The following is a 14,586-nucleotide window of genomic DNA, read 5'->3' as shown; positions in this document are numbered from 1 at the left end:
GGGGGGGGGGGGGCCCGGCCCCCCCCCGCCCCCCCGGCCCCGGCGGGGCTCACGCGTGCTGGCCGAACAGCTCCCGCAGCACGTCCTCCATGGTGACCAGCCCTGCCAGCCGCCCGTCGGCGCCGAGCACCGCCGCCAGATGCGTACGGCTGCCGCGCAGCGCGGTGAGCACGTCGTCCAGCGGTGTGTTCTCCCGTACGCGCGCGATGGGCCGCATGTCCTGCAACCGCAGCGGCAGGTCCCGCGGCGAGGCGTCCAGCGCGTCCTTGACGTGCAGGTAGCCGACGATGTGGCGGCCCTCGTCCACCACCGGGAAGCGGGAGAAGCCCGACTGGGCGGACAGCCGCTCCAACTGCTCGGGTGTGACGCCCACGCGCGCGTAGACCACGTCGTCCAGGGGGACCACCACGTCCCGCACCGGCCGTCGGCCCAGCTCCAGGGCGTCGTGCAGCCGCTCCCGCGCCCGGTCGTCGATCAGGCCCGCCTCGCCGGCGTCCCGCACGATCTGGGCCAGCTCCGCGTCCGAGAACGTCGCGGTGACCTCGTCCTTCGTCTCCACCCTGAGCAGTTTGAGCAGGGCGTTCGCGAAGGCGTTGACCGTGAAGATCACCGGGCGCAGGGCCCGGGACAGGGCGACCAGGGGAGGGCCGAGCAGCAGTGCGCTGCGCACCGGTTCGGCGAGCGCGACGTTCTTGGGCACCATCTCGCCGAGCAGCATGTGCAGATAGGTCGCCAGCGCCAGCGCGATCACGAACGACACGGCGTGGCCCGCGCCCGTGGACATGCCCACCGCGTGGAACACCGGCTCCAGCAGATGGGCGATGGCCGGCTCCGCGACCACGCCGAGGACCAGCGTGCACAGCGTGATGCCCAGTTGGGCGGCGGCCATCAGCGCGGACACGTGCTGCAGCCCCCACAGGACGATCTTCGCGCGCCGGTCGCCCGCCTCGGCGTGCGGTTCGATCTGTGAGCGCCGTACCGAGATCAGCGCGAACTCGGCGCCGACGAAGAAAGCGTTGACGACGAGCGTCGCCAGCCCGATCAGCAACTGTACGGCGGTCATGTCCCGTCCTCCGCGCTCGCCTCGGTCACGTCGTCCGGCGGAGCGTGCAGCAGCAGCCGGGCCGCCCGGTGTCCGGACGCGTCGACGACGTCGAGCCGCCACCCGGCGACCTCGACGGTGTCCCCGGCCGCGGGGATGCGGCCCAGTTCGGCGGCGACCAGGCCGGCCAGCGTCTCGTAGGGTCCTCCGGGCGTCCGCAGGCCCACCCGGGCGAGCTGGTCGGTGCGGGTGGCGCCGTCGGCCGAGTACACCGCCCTGCCGTCCGCGTCGGCCCCGGCGGGGGCGAGGTCGGGCGTCTCGTGGGGGTCGTGCTCGTCCCGCACCTCGCCGACGACCTCCTCGACGATGTCCTCCAGGGTCGCCACACCGGCCGTACCGCCGTACTCGTCGATGACGACCGCCATCGTGCGCTTGCCGGAGAGCCGGTCCAGGAGCCGGTCGACGGTCAGCGACTCGGGGACGAGCAGCGGCTCGCGCATGATCTGCGTGACATTGCGCCGGGCCCGTTCCTCGCCGGGCAGCGTCAGCACGTCCTTGATGTGCGCGATCCCGACCACCGTGTCCAGGTTGCCGCGGTAGACCGGGAACCGGGACAGCCCGGTCGCCCGAGTCGCGTTGGCCACGTCCTGGCAGGTCGCCTGGGTGTCGAGGGCGACGACCTGGACCCGCGGGGTCATCACGTTCTCCGCGGTGAGGCCGGCGAGGTTCAGGGTCCGTACGAACAGTTCGGCGGTGTCCGGCTCCAGCGCGCCCTCCTTGGCGGAGTGCCGGGCCAGCGCCGCCAGCTCCTGCGGCCCGCGCGCGGAGGCCAGCTCCTCGGCCGGTTCCACGCCGAAGCGGCGCACCACGTGGTTGGCGGTGTTGTTCAGATGCGCGATGAAGGGCCGGAAGACGGCACTGAACCAGCGCTGCGGGCTGCCCACCCGCTTGGCCACGGCCAGCGGCGAGGAGATCGCCCAGTTCTTGGGCACCAGTTCGCCGACGACCATCAGGAAGACCGTGGACAGCGCGGTGCCGATGACCAGGGCGATCGTGCCGGCCGCGGAGGACGGGACGCCGAGCGATCTGAGCGGGCCCGCGATCAGTCGGGCGATGGACGGCTCGGAGAGCATGCCGACCACCAGGTTGGTGACCGTGATGCCGAGTTGCGCACCGGAGAGCTGGAACGTCAGGTTCCGTACGGCTTTGAGGGCGCCGGGCGCGCCGCGCTCACCGCGTGCGGCCGCGCGTTCGAGCTCGCCGCGTTCGACCGTGGTCAGCGAGAACTCCGCGGCGACGAAGGCACCGCAGGCGAGCGAGAGCAGCACCGCCACCAGGAGGAGGAGCACTTCGGTCATCGGGTCACCTCCGTCCCATGATCGGCCGGGGCGGTGAGGACCGCGCGATGTCGCGGACTGGGAGGCTCGTCCATGAGTGGACGCTCACACCTTTCGTCGGAGGATGCGAATGGGACGCGGATGGGACACGAGCAGGAGGGGGACCTGCCGGCCACCCGCCGTCCTCCCAGGGTAAAGGATCAGCAAAGGGAAGCGTCGGGCGCCGGCTCCGGGGTCGGGGCGGCGGCCGGTCAACCCCGCGAGTGCGGCGAGTGACGGCAGATGAAGTATTGGAGAACGTTGCACATCGGCTCGGCGAGGGTTGTGGTAACTCTCCGTCACGGCATGCGCGATTTATTCGTCCCTGCCCCTAAGGCGTGGAAGGCGTGGCCGTAGCGTGAACCGTCCGTGGGCCACGAGGTCCTGGTTGTCTCATGAGGGATTGGCTTAGCTCTGATGCACGAAGTGCGCGGCAGCACGTCGACACCCGCCGGTGGCGTCGCACTCGCCGAGAGCCCGCCCAGACCCGCGGCCCCCCAGAAGCCGGTGGCCGCGGGCCGCAACCGCCCTCGGCTGTTCGTCGTCGACGGCATCCGCCTGGTGGCCGCCCTGATGGTGGCCCTGCACCACTACGTCGGCACCAATCGGGTCAACAAGCCGGGCAACGCGATCTGGGACCGGCCGGTCTCCGACATCATGCCCACGGTGTTCCGGTTCGCCTCGTTCGGCTGGATCGGCGTCGAGATCTTCTTCGTGATCAGCGGCTTCGTCATCTGTATGTCGTGCTGGGGGCGCACCCCGCGCCAGTTCTTCGTCTCCCGGGTGATCCGCCTCTACCCGGCGTACTGGTTCGCCATCGTCTTCACCACCGCTGTGCTGGTGGCGCTGCCCGGGGTGTGGAAGCGGCTGGCTCTGCACGACATCCTGGTGAACTTCACGATGTTGCAGGCCGGCGTGGGCGTGCCGCACGTCGACTCGGTCTACTGGACCCTCTGGTCGGAGCTGCGCTTCTACCTCCTCTTCCTGATCGTCGTCGCCATGGGCCTGACGTACCGCAGGGTCGTGATCTTCTGCTGCGTGTGGGGCGTGGCGGCGATGATCGCGCCGCTCGCCGATTTCCGGCTGCTGGAGGTGGTGGCCGATCCGACCGGGGCCTGGTACTTCATCGCGGGTCTCGCCCTCTACCTCATGCACCGCTTCGGCCAGGACCTGCTGCTGTGGGGCATCCTCGCCATGGCCTGGCTGATGGGCCAGGAGGAACTGGGCGACCGGGTGGCCTACGAGGGTGTCTCCAGCTGGCGCGGAGCCGTGCTGATCTTCACCGTGTTCATGCTCGTGATGGTGGCGGTCGCCCTCGGCGCGACCGACCGCATCCGCTGGAAGTGGCTGATCACCGCCGGCGGCCTGACCTACCCGCTCTACCTGACGCACTACCTGGCCGGTACGACCCTGATCCACCGCCTGCGTGATGTCCTGGACCCCAGGTTGCTGGTCGTCGCGGTGATCGCCGGGTTCCTGGTGCTGAGCTGGCTGGTGCACCGGTTCGTGGAGCGGCCGGTGGCCAGGGCCCTGAAGACCGGTCTCGACCGGTCGTTCGCCAGGGCCGCGGGGTAGCGGCGAGCGGGCGGTCGCGTCAGGGAGGACGTGACGGGACGCCCGCTCAGTTCGCGGGCGGGCGGAACTCCGGCTGGTCGATGAGGCGCTGCCAACTGCCGTCGGCCTGTCGCCTGACCACCTGAGCGCGGGCGCCCGTGCCGTCCCCGGGCGGCGTGGCGGTCAGCGCGATGTCACCGCGGACCAGGGTTGGGAGCGGCTGCTCCGGTTCGAAGTGCGGTGCGCCGGCCAGCACCTTCTCCCACAGCTGCCGGATGGCCTCGCGGCCCACCGTCACATGGCCCGGCGGATAGGCCATCACCGCTTCCTCCTCGTACAGGGCGGCGAGCCCCGCGGCGTCACCGGCGTTGGCTCGCTCCACGAAGAGACGGGTGAGGTCTTCCGGCCGCATGGCCTTCTCGTTCTCGGACACGGTCGTTCCTTTCCTGTTCTGTGGCCCAGGCACCGGTCGTCCTGTTCCGTTCAGGCACCGGTCGTCCTGTTCTGTGGTTCAGGCACCGGTCGCGGTACAGGGACCGGGACCGGCGTGGCGATTTTCCGGCGGCGGCTGAGTAGAAGTCCAATCAATAGTTGGGATCGTCACTAGAATAAAAAGTTATGGACATCAGGCAGCTGAGGTATTTCGTCGCCGTGGCGCAGGAAGCCAATTTCACGCGGGCCGCCGAGCTGATGCACATCAGCCAGCCCGGAATCAGCGCACAGATCCGCCAGCTCGAAAACGATCTCGGGGCCACGCTGCTCGACCGTTCGGGGCGTACGGTCGCGCCGACCGCGGTCGGCGAAGTGGTACTGACCCACGCGCGGTCCGTCCTGTCCTCGATGGAGGCGCTGCGGCGCGCCGTCGACGAGGTGAACGGGCTCGTGCGTGGCAGGCTCGTCGTCGGCATGGTCACCGCCTGCACGGTCGAGCCGCTGTTCGACGCCCTGTCGAGTTTCCACCTCGCCCATCCCGGCGTCGAGATCAGCCTCGTCGAGGACGACTCCGGGACGCTGGTCGAGCACGTCCGCGCGGGCAGCGTCGACCTGGCACTGATCGGGGCGGCCCGCCGGGCACCGGAGGACCTGGACAGCCGGCAGGTGATCAGCGAGCCGATCGTCGCCGCGGTCCCCGCCGGTCATCCGCTGGCCGAGAAGGACGGGGTCACCCTCGCCGAACTCACCACCCATCCGCTCATCTGCCTGCCCCAGGGAACCGGCGTCCGGGCGACGCTCGACCAGGCGGCCGCGGCGCACGGCCTGACTCCGGCCGTCGCCCTCCAGGCGAGCGCCCCCGCAGCGGTGGCGAACCTGGCCGAACGAGGGCTGGGCGTCGCCGTGCTCTCCGCCACCATGGCCGCCCCGTACCCGAGGCTGCGGACCGTGGCCATCAGCGACGCGGACGTGCCTGCGGTGCTCGCGCTGATCTCCGCGCAGGTCAAGAGCCCGGCGCTGCGCGAGCTGCTGCGACACTGCCGGCGGTCCTTCGGCGGATCATCCACACCGGCCGGGGCCGCGGCCACCTCGACGGACGGGGCGTAGCCGAGCGGCCGGACCCCGGATCCGGCGCCCGCTCACAGCGCCTTGATCCACCGCCGCCAGTGGTCCTCGCGGTGGTAACCGGCCGCGGCCCAGGCGTGCTGCGCCCGCTCGTTGGCCTCCAGGACCATGGCGTCGACCCGCCGCCCGCCCAGGTCGGCGAAGCGCTGTTCGGCCGCTTGGAGCAGGGCGGTGGCGATGCCCTGCCGACGGTGGGCGGGATGCACGGCCAGCCGGTAGGCCGAGCAGCGCCAACCGTCGAAGCCGGCTATCACGGTCCCGACCAGAAGACCGTCGCGTTCCGCCAGGAGCAGGGCGTCGGGATCCCGCGCGATCAGGCGGGCGGCGCCGTCGTGGTCGTCGCTGATGCTGGTCCCTTCCGCGGCGTCGCGCCAGAACCGCAGCACGGTGTCGATGTCCGGGAGGGCGGCGCAGCGGAGGTGGAGATCGTTCATGGAGCGAGCCAACCAGACCTCCCGCCGGCCAGGCGAACGGATTCCGCGGGCTGCGATCCGGTCGGTCCCGGCGCCTGTGTTTCGCGCAGTTCCGCGATGACCGGTGCGAACGTCTCCATGTACGGCTCCAGCACGGTCAGATACGAGAACCCGTACCGTTCGCGCCGCGCCCGCACCTGGCCGGTGATCTGCGACAGGGTGCCGGCCAGCACGACGGGCAGGGCCAGCGCCTGCTCCGGAGTCAGCCGGGGCTGCCGCTCCAGCAGCGGACGCAGCGCGGCCTCGCGGTCGTCGGTGACCGCGACCACCTGGAGGAGGAGGTTCAGCTCGGCGGCCTCCGCACGGCCCGCGGCCAGTTCCCGGTAGCGGGCCACGCGCTCGTCGAGTTCTTCGGGGCCGATCGGTGTCAACTGCCCTGTCGCGCTCCCCGTTACCGAACGGAGCGCCGTGAAGGCGGCGATGTCGGCGTGCTCCGCGGTCAGCCGCAGCATCCGGTCGCCGTTGGCGCCGATCAGCAGCGGCACCCTGGACTGGGCGGGGCGCGGCAGGTGCTCCGTGGAACCGAGCAGCCGCTCCAACTCCGCGACGGTGCGCCGCAGTCGGTCCACCCGCTCGCCGGGCGATTCGAAGGGCAGGCCCGCGGTGTCGTGCTCGGCCCGGACGTAACCGGTGCCCAGCCCGAGTTCGAGTCTGCCGCCGGTCAGGGCGTCCGTCGTCGCCACCTCGCGGGCCAGCAGCGCCGGGTTCCAGAACCCGGCGTTGAGCACGAACGTGCCAAGCCGGGGCCGCTCGGTCGCGTCGGCCGCCGCGACCAGCGCCGGAAACGGCGCCGGCATGCCGAGGTGGTCGGGGACGAGAATCACGTCGTACCCCAGTTCCTCGGCCCGGCGGCACTTGGCCCGCCACTCCTCGGCGGGCACCGGAGCGAGCAGATTGACCCCGAAGCGAAACGGCCGTGGCATGAACCCTCCTCGACGGCGTACGACGCGAAGCAGCGCGACGATTCCATCAGCCCTGCGCGAGGGCCGCCAGCCCCTTCGCGCAGGACGTCCGCGTCCTGCGGTACGTACGGGACCAGGCCCTGCGGTACGTAGGGGACGAGATCCTGCGGTACGTACGGGACGAGCGCGGACCGCCCCGGCCCCGACCGAGCCCGCCCCCGGCCCCCGCTTGCCACCGCTAGCATCTTGACGCTAGCGTCGACGTATGGCCAAGACCCAACTGAACGTGCGGGTGGACGAGGGCACCGCCCGAGCCGCCCGCGAGCGTGCCCAGGCCCGGGGCATGAGCGTCAACCGCTACATAGAGGAACTGGTCCAGCAGGACACGGGGGAGGCGGGCCGCACCTTCGTGGAGGCCGCCGCCGACTTCATGAAGCAGTACGAGGGCGTGTTCGCGGAGGAGTTCGACGAAGGCCGCGCCGCAGGCCGGAACGAAGGCCGGCGCTGAACCGTTGGCCGAACCGTTGAACGACCTGAACATCGACCTCGCCTGGCTGCTCATGCTCGCCGAGCAGCGGACACCGGGGGACCCCCAGGTCACCGACTGGGGTGCCCTGGTCGCCGCGGTCGAGCGGCACCGGGCCGAGATATTCGGCATCCCCGTCTACGAGGGCCCGCACGCACGCGCCGCCGCGCTGCTCCAGCAGTTGATCCACATCCCCGCGCTGGAGCGTTCCAACGCCCTGTTCGCCTCCGCCGTCGCCTACGCCTACCTTGTCGCCAGCGGACTCAGGGTCGCCACCGCACCGGAACAGGTCCGCGATCTGGCGCGGCTGGTCAAGAGCGGTCAGGCGTCGGTGGCCGACATCGCGCGGGAGCTGCGGCAGTGGACGACGGCCCGTTGAGCGCCCCCCGGGGAGGATCACCGGGCCCGCGGTGGTGGGTCATCAGGTCTGTGCCGAGTCCGTGACAGCCGGGGTGCGGCTGGGGCACACGCTCGAAGGCGACACGTCACGGCCCGGCGCCGGGGCGCTGGTCCCCGGAGGCGTACGACGACGTGGGACTGGTCGTCCGCGCGCTGGAGAGGCTGGGCGCGCCGGGTGCCGTCGAGCCGGGCACCGTGGCCGAGCGCCTCTTCGACGGCGGCTACCGGGGAATCGCCAAGACGCTCAGCTTCACCACCGGCAACACCCTGGACCCGTCGGCCAGGTCGCTGTACTTCCTGTTCCAGGCGGACGGGAACAATACATTCCGTTTTCTCGGGCGTTCCGGCCAGGTCAAGTGAGGTCACCGGGCACACCGGGCCCAGGGGGTGCCTCCCGGGTCCCGAACGCCTCCGCGTCCCAGGTGCCGCCCAGGGCCGGGGCCAGCCAGGCCGGCGCCGCCGCGCGGAAGCCGGCCGACGGCAGCGCGCCGGCCCCCGCGGGCAGGGCGCCGAGCAGCGGCGCACCGGCGACCTCCGGCAGGTCGGCGAGGTTGCACCGCGCGGCGAGATCGGCGGCCCGGGGCCAGCTGCCGATCACCACGCCGAGCAACTCGACCCCGCGCGAACGCAGCTCACGTGCCGTCAGTTCGGTGGCGTTGAGGGTGCCGAGACCGGCCGGGGCGACCACCAGCACCGGCGCGTCCAGCAGCCCGGCCGCGTCCGCCAGGGTGCCGCCCGCCGCGTCGAACCGCACGAGCAGCCCGCCCGCCCCCTCCACCAGCACCAGATCGTGCTCGGCGGCCAGTTTGGCGGCGGCCTCGGCGACCTCGTGCGGACGTACCGGGGGCAGACCCGCCCGCCGGGCCGCCGTACCCGGCGCCAGCGGCTCCGGGTAGCGGGCCAGTTCGGCGGCCCTCACCGCACCCGCGAGCCGGGCCACCTCGGCCGCGTCCCCGCGCTCGCCCGGCCCCACCCCCGTCTGCGCGGCCTTCAGCACGGCCACCGAACGGCCGGCCGCGACCGCGGTGGCGGCCACCGCCGCGGTCGTGACCGTCTTGCCGACCTCGGTGCCCGTGCCCGTGATCACCAGTACCGGCATCTCATCCCTCCCGCGCCGCCGCGCACACCGCACGCCCGATGCGGGCCACGTCCGCGTCGGCGGTGACGTACGGCGGCATCGTGTAGACCAGGTCACGGAACGGCCGCAGCCAGACACCCGTGCGCACGGCCGCCGCCGTCGCCGCCGCCAGGTCCACCTCGTGGTCCAGCTGCACCACCCCGATGGCGCCCAGGACCCGTACCTCGCGTACCCCGGGCAGCCCCGCGGCCGGAGCGAGTCCGGCCCGCAGGCCCGTCTCGATCCGCTTCACCTCCGCGCGCCAGTCCTGTCCGAGCAGCAGCTCGATCGACGCACAGGCCACGGCCGCGGCCAGCGGATTGCCCATGAACGTGGGCCCGTGGGCGAGCACCGGTACCTCACCACGGGAGATCCCGTCGGCCACCCGGGACGTGCACAGCGTCGCCGACATCGTCAGATACCCGCCGGTCAGCGCCTTGCCCACGCACATCACGTCCGGTGTCACCGCCGCGTGCTCCGCGGCGAACAGCGCGCCCGTCCGGCCGAAACCGGTCGCGATCTCGTCGAACACCAGCAGCACGTCGTGCGCGTCGCACGCCTCGCGCAGCACCCGCAGATACCGGGGGGAGTGGAACCGCATCCCGCCGGCGCCCTGCACGACCGGTTCGACGATCACGGCGGCCAGTTCGTCCGCGTGCCGCCCGATCAGCTCGCGCAGTTGCTCGGCGTACGCCTCCTCGTACTCGGCCGGCGGCGGGTCCGCGAAGACCTGGATCGGCAGCACCCCGCTCCACAGCCCGTGCATCCCGCCCTCCGGGTCGCACACGGACATCGGCTGCCAGGTGTCGCCGTGGTAGCCGCCCCGCCAGGTCAGCAGCCGCTGCTTGCGCGGGCGGCCGGTCGAGCGCCAGTACTGCAGGCACATCTTGACCGCGACCTCGACCGACACCGAGCCGGAGTCGGCGAGGAAGACATGCTCCAGACCATCAGGAGACATGTCGACAAGGAGTTTTGCGAGCCGGACGGCGGGTTCGTGGGTGAGCCCGCCGAACATCACGTGGCTCATCCGCTCCAACTGGCTGCGCGCGGCCTCGTTGAGCACCGGGTGGTTGTAGCCGTGGATCGCCGACCACCAGGACGACATGCCGTCGACCAGCTCGCCCGAGCCGTCGCCCAGGCGCAGCCGCACCCCGCTCGCCGACTCCACGACGAGCGGCGTGCCGCGCCCGGGCATCGGGCCGTACGGATGCCAGACGTGCCGTCGGTCCAGCTCCAGCAGTTCCGGGAGGCCGAGGTCAGGCATTGGGCGCCAGGTCCGTTCCGGCGCCCCGGCGGCGGACCGCCACCAGGTCGGTACGGGGCTCGTTCCCCCGTGGCGCGGGAGCGGCGGCGGGACCGCAGGCTCCACCGCCCGCGTGCGTCCCGCAGGTCCCACGGTCCTCGTGTGCCTCGCGGGCGCCACCGTCCTCGTGTGCCGCGCAGGCCCCGCCGCCCTGCGCCCCGCAGGTCTCACCGCCCGCACGCGTACCGTCCTGTGCCCCCGTGCGCGCCGCCCGGTGCGCGGGCAGTGTGACCTCGCCGGCGGCCTCCACCACGAACCCGGCGTCCGCGATCATCTCCAGATCGGCCTTGCCCGCCTGGCCCTCGCTGGTGAGGTAGTCGCCCAGGAAGAGGGAGTTGGCCAGATGCAGCGCGAGCGGCTGGAGGGTGCGCAGGTGCACCTCGCGTCCCCCCGAGACCCGTACCTCGACGTCCGGACAGACGAACCGGACCATCGCGAGGATGCGCAGACAGTGCTGCGGCGTGAGGTTCCACTCCTCGGCGAGCGGAGTGCCCTCGAACGGGATCAGGAAGTTCACCGGCACCGAGTCCGGATCCAGCGCGCGCAGCGCGAGGACCACGTCGACCAGGTCCGCGTCGCTCTCGCCCATGCCCGCGATCAGACCGGAGCAGGGGGACAGCCCCGCGGCGTGTGCCCGGCGCACCGTGTCCACCCGATCGGCGTACGTGTGCGTCGTCGTGATGCCCGCGTACGTTTCCTCGGAGGTGTTGAGGTTGTGGTTGTAGGCGTCGGCGCCGGCCGCGCGCAGCCGCTCGGCCTGGCCGTCGGAGAGCAGGCCCAGGCAGGCGCAGACCTCGACGCCCTCGTTCCGCTCCTTGATCGTCCTGATGGTCTCGGAGACCCGGTCCACGTCCCGGTCCGTGGGGCCCCGGCCGCTGGCCACCAGGCAGACCCGCTTGGCACCGCCGGCCAGACCCGCCGCGGCGGCCTCGGACGCCTCGTCGGACCCCAGCCAGGTGTACTTCAGGATGCCGGCCGTCGAGCCGAGCCGCTGCGAGCAGTACGAGCAGTCCTCGGGACACAGCCCGGACTTGAGGTTGACCAGATAGTTGAGTTTGACGCGCCGGCCGAACCAGTGCCGGCGCACCTTGCCGGCCGCGGCCACCACGTCGAGCAGGTCGTCGTCGGTGGTGGCGAGCACGGCGAGAGCCTCGTCCCGGGTCGGCGGCTCGCGCCGCAGGCCCTTGTCCACCAGCGTGTTCAGGAGGTCCATGAGGCCCGATCCTGCCCTGTGGCGCCACCCCAGGCCAAGGAGGGTTCGTACAACGGAGGCCATTCGATGTAGGGGTATTGCCACACAGTGGGTGGCTGATCGTCCGGCTAGTGTCTGTCCACTGCCTACAAAATCACCGGAGGGGCCATGACGTTCGGCTGGATCGACGAGCAGGCGCGGCTGCGCCGCCGGGCCGGACTCGTCCGCACCTTGCGGCCCCGCCCCGCCGACTCGCCCCTCCTCGACCTCGCGGGCAACGACTACCTGGGACTGGCCCGGCACCCGGAGGTCGCCGCGGGTGCCGCCGGCGCGGCGCATGCCTGGGGCGGCGGCGCCACCGGTTCCCGGCTGGTCACCGGCACCACCGAGCTGCATGCCGAACTGGAGCGTGAGCTGGCCGCCTTCTGCGGCTTCGAGGCGGCGCTGGTCTTCTCCTCCGGGTACGCCGCCAATCTCGCCGCGGTCACCGCGCTGGCGCCGCACGGCTCCCTGATCGTCTCCGACGCGGGCAACCACGCCTCCCTCATCGACGGCTGCCGGCTGGCGCGCGGTGTCACCCGGGTGGTCGCACACGCCGACCCGGACGGGGTGCGCAAGGCACTGGACACGCACGCGGGGTCCGCGCTGGTCGTCTCCGACACGGTCTTCTCGGTCGACGGGGACGCCGCGCCGCTCGCCGCCCTCGCCGAGGCGTGCCGGGAGCAGGGCGCCGGGCTGCTGGCGGACGACGCCCACGGGTTCGGTGTGCTGGGGGAGGGCGGCCGGGGAGCCCTGGACGCCGCCGGTCTCGCGGGCGCCGATGACGTCGTCGCCACGGTCACGCTGTCCAAGTCACTGGGCAGCCAGGGCGGCGCCGTACTCGGTCCCGCGCGGGTCGTCGACCATCTGGTCAACTCGGCCCGTACGTTCATCTTCGACACGGCCCTCGCGCCCGCGGCGGCGGGCGCGGCGCTCGCGGCCCTGCGCGTGCTGCGGCGCGAACCCGAACGTGCCGCACGCGCGCGTGCGGTCGCGGCCGAGTTGTACGCGCGGCTGACCGCGGTGGGCCTTGAGGCGGTCCGTCCGGACGCCGCGGTCGTCTCGGTGCGTGCGCCGTCCCCGGAGGGTGCCGTCCGCTGGGCGGCGGACTGCCGTGCGGCGGGCCTGGCCGTGGGCTGCTTCCGTCCTCCTTCCGTGCCCGACGGTGTCTCACGGCTCAGGCTGACCGCCCGTGCGGACCTCTCCGGGGCCGATGTCGCATGCGCTGTCCGGGTGATCGGCGAGGCGCGACCATGAGTCGGCGTGACACGGCCGTGCGCCGCCGGGGCGGAAACGATCGGATTCGGTCAGGAATCGATCGGACAGTGGGGTAGGGGGGTCAACGCAGTGCGGCGACGAAACCCGCCCAGCTCCCGGGGGAGAAGAGCAGCGCGGGTCCGGTCGGGTCCTTGGAGTCGCGCACGGCGAGCAGTCCGGTCCACGGACCGGAGCACGGCCGCGCCGCCTCCACGCAGTTGTTGGCGCCCGTGCTGTAGCTGCTGCGCAGCCAGTGCACAGCGGACAGTTCGGAAGTGGAAGGTACGTTCCGAGGCAGTGCAGTCATGGTGCCTCCTTACGGGCCGTCACCTATCCCGGCGATGTAATCCAACGAGTCCTCGGGGGAAAGAGCGTGGAACTGAAGGGTGTTGAAGGCATCTGTGTATGCCTGGAGGTCTTCTTTCCGCTCCAGGTAGAGGCTACTCGTCAAATGGTCGAGAACAACAACATCCAGATCAGATGTGTTCGGAAATGAGAAGATAACGAAAGGGCCGGTGATCCCGATGTGCGCTCCGGCGGCGAGCGGCAGCACCTGGAGCCTCACCTGGGGCAGGCGTGCCGCTTCCATGAGCCGTTCCAGTTGCCGGGCCATGACGTCGGGACCGCCGACCTCGCGGCGCAGCACCGCCTCGTCCAGTACGGCGCTCAGCTCCAGCGGCGGCTGGGAGCGCAGCACGTCCTGCCGGGCCAGCCGCACCTCCACCAGCGTGTCCAGCCGGTCCTCGGCGAGGCCCTCCACCGCCGCCCGGGTCACCGCGCGGGCGTACTCGGGCGTCTGCAGCAGCCCCGGGACCACCGATGTCTCCAGCGTGCGCATCCGGCTGGCCTGCGACTCCAGGCTGATGAAGTCGCGGTAGGTGGGCGGCAGCACCCCGCGGTAGGCGTGCCACCAGTGGTGCCGGCCGCCGACGTTCTCGGACCCCGCCAGCACCAGGAGCAACTCCCGCAGCTGGGTGTCCGTCACACCGTAGGCGTCGAGCAGTAAGCGCACATCGGTCGGTTTCACGCCACTGGCGCCCGTCTCGACGCGACTCACTTTCGACTGGTGCCAACCCACCAGCCGGGCCGCCTCACCGCTTGTGAGACCCGTGCCGGTGCGCAGTGCACGCAGTTCGGCGCCCAGTTTCCGGCGGCGCACCGCGGGACCGTGCTGCATGGGCTACTCCTTACTCCTTACGAGCCGCCCAAATACGCTCTGCCGTCGCAGAGTTCACCGCTTCGAGCGACAGATATATGCATATCTTGGTGGATCGACCCTCGTGACCGACGCGGTAATGGCAGTCTGGCGACGAAGCACCAGTCCGGGACCGTACTCGAACCATCCGCTCCATGTCGGACTGCGGTCCCGTGGGAAAGGGGCGAGATCGCCATGGCAGACCATCTGGAAGTATCCGTCACTCTGCCGAGCGACCCCGCCTCGGTCTCCGCTGCCCGCTGCCATGTGATGGGCACCCTCGCGGAGTGGGGCATGGCACCGGACACGGACATCGGCGACACGGTCCGGCTCATCGTCTCCGAACTCGCCACCAACGCCGTACAGCACACTTTCGGCCAGTCACCCACCTTCACGGTGGACCTGGTGCTCGACCGTGACGAACACCTGCGCATCGGTGTCACCGACAGCCATCCGCGCTTCCCGAAGAGACTCCCCGCGGCCGTCCAGCAGGACAACGGCCGCGGCATGGTCATCATCCGCTGGCTCACCGCCGAATGCGGCGGCAAGCTGCACGTCCGCCCCACCCGCGAGGGCGGCAAGACCATCTCCGTCGAACTGCCCTTCACCGTGCCGGCACAGCCGGTGACGGCGGTGGGACAGCAGGAACCGTAG

Annotated in this window: 17 protein-coding genes; 7 read left to right on the top strand and 10 right to left on the bottom strand. The window is 71.7% G+C overall.

The window, feature by feature from the left end:
* Positions 1 to 49 precede the first annotated feature (49 nt).
* Entirely contained in the window at positions 50 to 1,063 is a 1,014-nt protein-coding gene (locus ACFC09_RS38365; protein ID WP_376536358.1) for a hemolysin family protein, read from the bottom strand.
* Positions 1,060 to 2,400 carry a hemolysin family protein gene (locus tag ACFC09_RS38360; protein ID WP_376536356.1) on the bottom strand — a complete coding sequence of 447 codons (1,341 nt, stop codon included), beginning with the start codon at positions 2,398 to 2,400 and terminating at the stop codon, positions 1,060 to 1,062. Before ACFC09_RS38360 ends, ACFC09_RS38365 begins: the two co-directional genes overlap by 4 nt.
* A gap of 435 nt (positions 2,401 to 2,835) precedes the next feature.
* On the opposite strand from ACFC09_RS38360, the gene ACFC09_RS38355 reads away from it, so the two are divergent.
* The gene (locus ACFC09_RS38355) at positions 2,836 to 3,993 is read left to right on the top strand and encodes an acyltransferase family protein (protein WP_376536354.1); all 1,158 of its coding nucleotides are present in this window, start codon (positions 2,836 to 2,838) and stop codon (positions 3,991 to 3,993) included.
* 46 nt (positions 3,994 to 4,039) lie between these two features.
* On the opposite strand, the gene ACFC09_RS38350 is transcribed toward ACFC09_RS38355, so the two are convergent.
* Complete coding sequence (locus tag ACFC09_RS38350) at positions 4,040 to 4,405, bottom strand: YybH family protein (protein ID WP_376536352.1); 366 nt, start codon at positions 4,403 to 4,405, stop codon at positions 4,040 to 4,042.
* A 185-nt stretch (positions 4,406 to 4,590) separates the two neighbouring features.
* Here ACFC09_RS38350 and ACFC09_RS38345 point away from each other — a divergent pair, with 185 nt between their 5' ends.
* Positions 4,591 to 5,511 (top strand): LysR family transcriptional regulator, encoded by a 921-nt coding sequence (locus ACFC09_RS38345; protein ID WP_376536350.1) that lies wholly within the window; start codon positions 4,591 to 4,593, stop codon positions 5,509 to 5,511.
* Between the two features lie 32 nt (positions 5,512 to 5,543).
* Here ACFC09_RS38345 and ACFC09_RS38340 read toward each other — a convergent pair whose 3' ends face one another.
* Together ACFC09_RS38340 and ACFC09_RS38335 are read right to left on the bottom strand one after the other, a co-directional pair.
* A complete protein-coding gene (locus ACFC09_RS38340; RefSeq protein ID WP_376536348.1) occupies positions 5,544 to 5,963 on the bottom strand; it encodes a GNAT family N-acetyltransferase in 420 nt (139 codons plus the stop codon).
* Complete coding sequence (locus ACFC09_RS38335; protein ID WP_376536346.1) at positions 5,960 to 6,925, bottom strand: LLM class F420-dependent oxidoreductase; 966 nt, start codon at positions 6,923 to 6,925, stop codon at positions 5,960 to 5,962. Before ACFC09_RS38335 ends, ACFC09_RS38340 begins: the two co-directional genes overlap by 4 nt.
* 244 nt (positions 6,926 to 7,169) lie before the next feature.
* Between ACFC09_RS38335 and ACFC09_RS38330 the strand changes: the two genes are divergently transcribed.
* The 3 genes from ACFC09_RS38330 to ACFC09_RS38320 all read left to right on the top strand — a co-directional run bounded on the left by ACFC09_RS38330 (position 7,170) and on the right by ACFC09_RS38320 (position 8,189).
* Positions 7,170 to 7,412 carry a toxin-antitoxin system HicB family antitoxin gene (locus ACFC09_RS38330; RefSeq protein ID WP_376536344.1) on the top strand — a complete coding sequence of 81 codons (243 nt, stop codon included), beginning with the start codon at positions 7,170 to 7,172 and terminating at the stop codon, positions 7,410 to 7,412.
* A 16-nt stretch (positions 7,413 to 7,428) separates the two neighbouring features.
* Complete coding sequence (locus ACFC09_RS38325; RefSeq protein WP_376536362.1) at positions 7,429 to 7,809, top strand: fic family toxin-antitoxin system, toxin component; 381 nt, start codon at positions 7,429 to 7,431, stop codon at positions 7,807 to 7,809.
* Between the two features lie 152 nt (positions 7,810 to 7,961).
* Complete coding sequence (locus ACFC09_RS38320; protein ID WP_376536342.1) at positions 7,962 to 8,189, top strand: hypothetical protein; 228 nt, start codon at positions 7,962 to 7,964, stop codon at positions 8,187 to 8,189.
* Here the strand turns inward: ACFC09_RS38320 and bioD are convergent.
* The 3 genes from bioD to bioB are packed head-to-tail and all read right to left on the bottom strand — an operon-like array spanning position 8,182 to position 11,462.
* Complete coding sequence (gene bioD, locus ACFC09_RS38315; protein WP_376536340.1) at positions 8,182 to 8,928, bottom strand: dethiobiotin synthase; 747 nt, start codon at positions 8,926 to 8,928, stop codon at positions 8,182 to 8,184. The genes ACFC09_RS38320 and bioD overlap by 8 nt on opposite strands.
* A 1-nt stretch (position 8,929) precedes the next feature.
* Positions 8,930 to 10,210, bottom strand: a complete 1,281-nt coding sequence (locus ACFC09_RS38310; RefSeq protein ID WP_376536339.1) for an adenosylmethionine--8-amino-7-oxononanoate transaminase — start codon at positions 10,208 to 10,210, stop codon at positions 8,930 to 8,932.
* Complete coding sequence (gene bioB, locus ACFC09_RS38305; protein WP_376536338.1) at positions 10,203 to 11,462, bottom strand: biotin synthase BioB; 1,260 nt, start codon at positions 11,460 to 11,462, stop codon at positions 10,203 to 10,205. Before bioB ends, ACFC09_RS38310 begins: the two co-directional genes overlap by 8 nt.
* A 147-nt stretch (positions 11,463 to 11,609) precedes the next feature.
* Between bioB and ACFC09_RS38300 the strand changes: the two genes are divergently transcribed.
* Complete coding sequence (locus ACFC09_RS38300) at positions 11,610 to 12,737, top strand: 8-amino-7-oxononanoate synthase (RefSeq protein WP_376536337.1); 1,128 nt, start codon at positions 11,610 to 11,612, stop codon at positions 12,735 to 12,737.
* A gap of 82 nt (positions 12,738 to 12,819) precedes the next feature.
* Here ACFC09_RS38300 and ACFC09_RS38295 read toward each other — a convergent pair whose 3' ends face one another.
* Together ACFC09_RS38295 and ACFC09_RS38290 are read right to left on the bottom strand one after the other, a co-directional pair.
* A complete protein-coding gene (locus ACFC09_RS38295) occupies positions 12,820 to 13,044 on the bottom strand; it encodes a DUF397 domain-containing protein (RefSeq protein ID WP_376536336.1) in 225 nt (74 codons plus the stop codon).
* A gap of 9 nt (positions 13,045 to 13,053) precedes the next feature.
* On the bottom strand, positions 13,054 to 13,914 hold the full coding sequence (locus tag ACFC09_RS38290) for a helix-turn-helix domain-containing protein (RefSeq protein ID WP_376536334.1): 861 nt from the start codon (positions 13,912 to 13,914) through the stop codon (positions 13,054 to 13,056).
* Positions 13,915 to 14,127: 213 nt separating this feature from the next.
* On the opposite strand from ACFC09_RS38290, the gene ACFC09_RS38285 reads away from it, so the two are divergent.
* Positions 14,128 to 14,586: an ATP-binding protein gene (locus ACFC09_RS38285; RefSeq protein WP_376536332.1), complete on the top strand. Its 459-nt coding sequence runs from the start codon at positions 14,128 to 14,130 to the stop codon at positions 14,584 to 14,586.

It is taken from the genome of Streptomyces sp. NPDC056161, assembly GCF_042268025.1.
Lineage (GTDB): Bacteria > Actinomycetota > Actinomycetes > Streptomycetales > Streptomycetaceae > Streptomyces.
The sequence above is the reverse complement of the archived record's forward strand: the minus strand, read 5'-3'. Positions and strand labels throughout refer to the sequence as shown.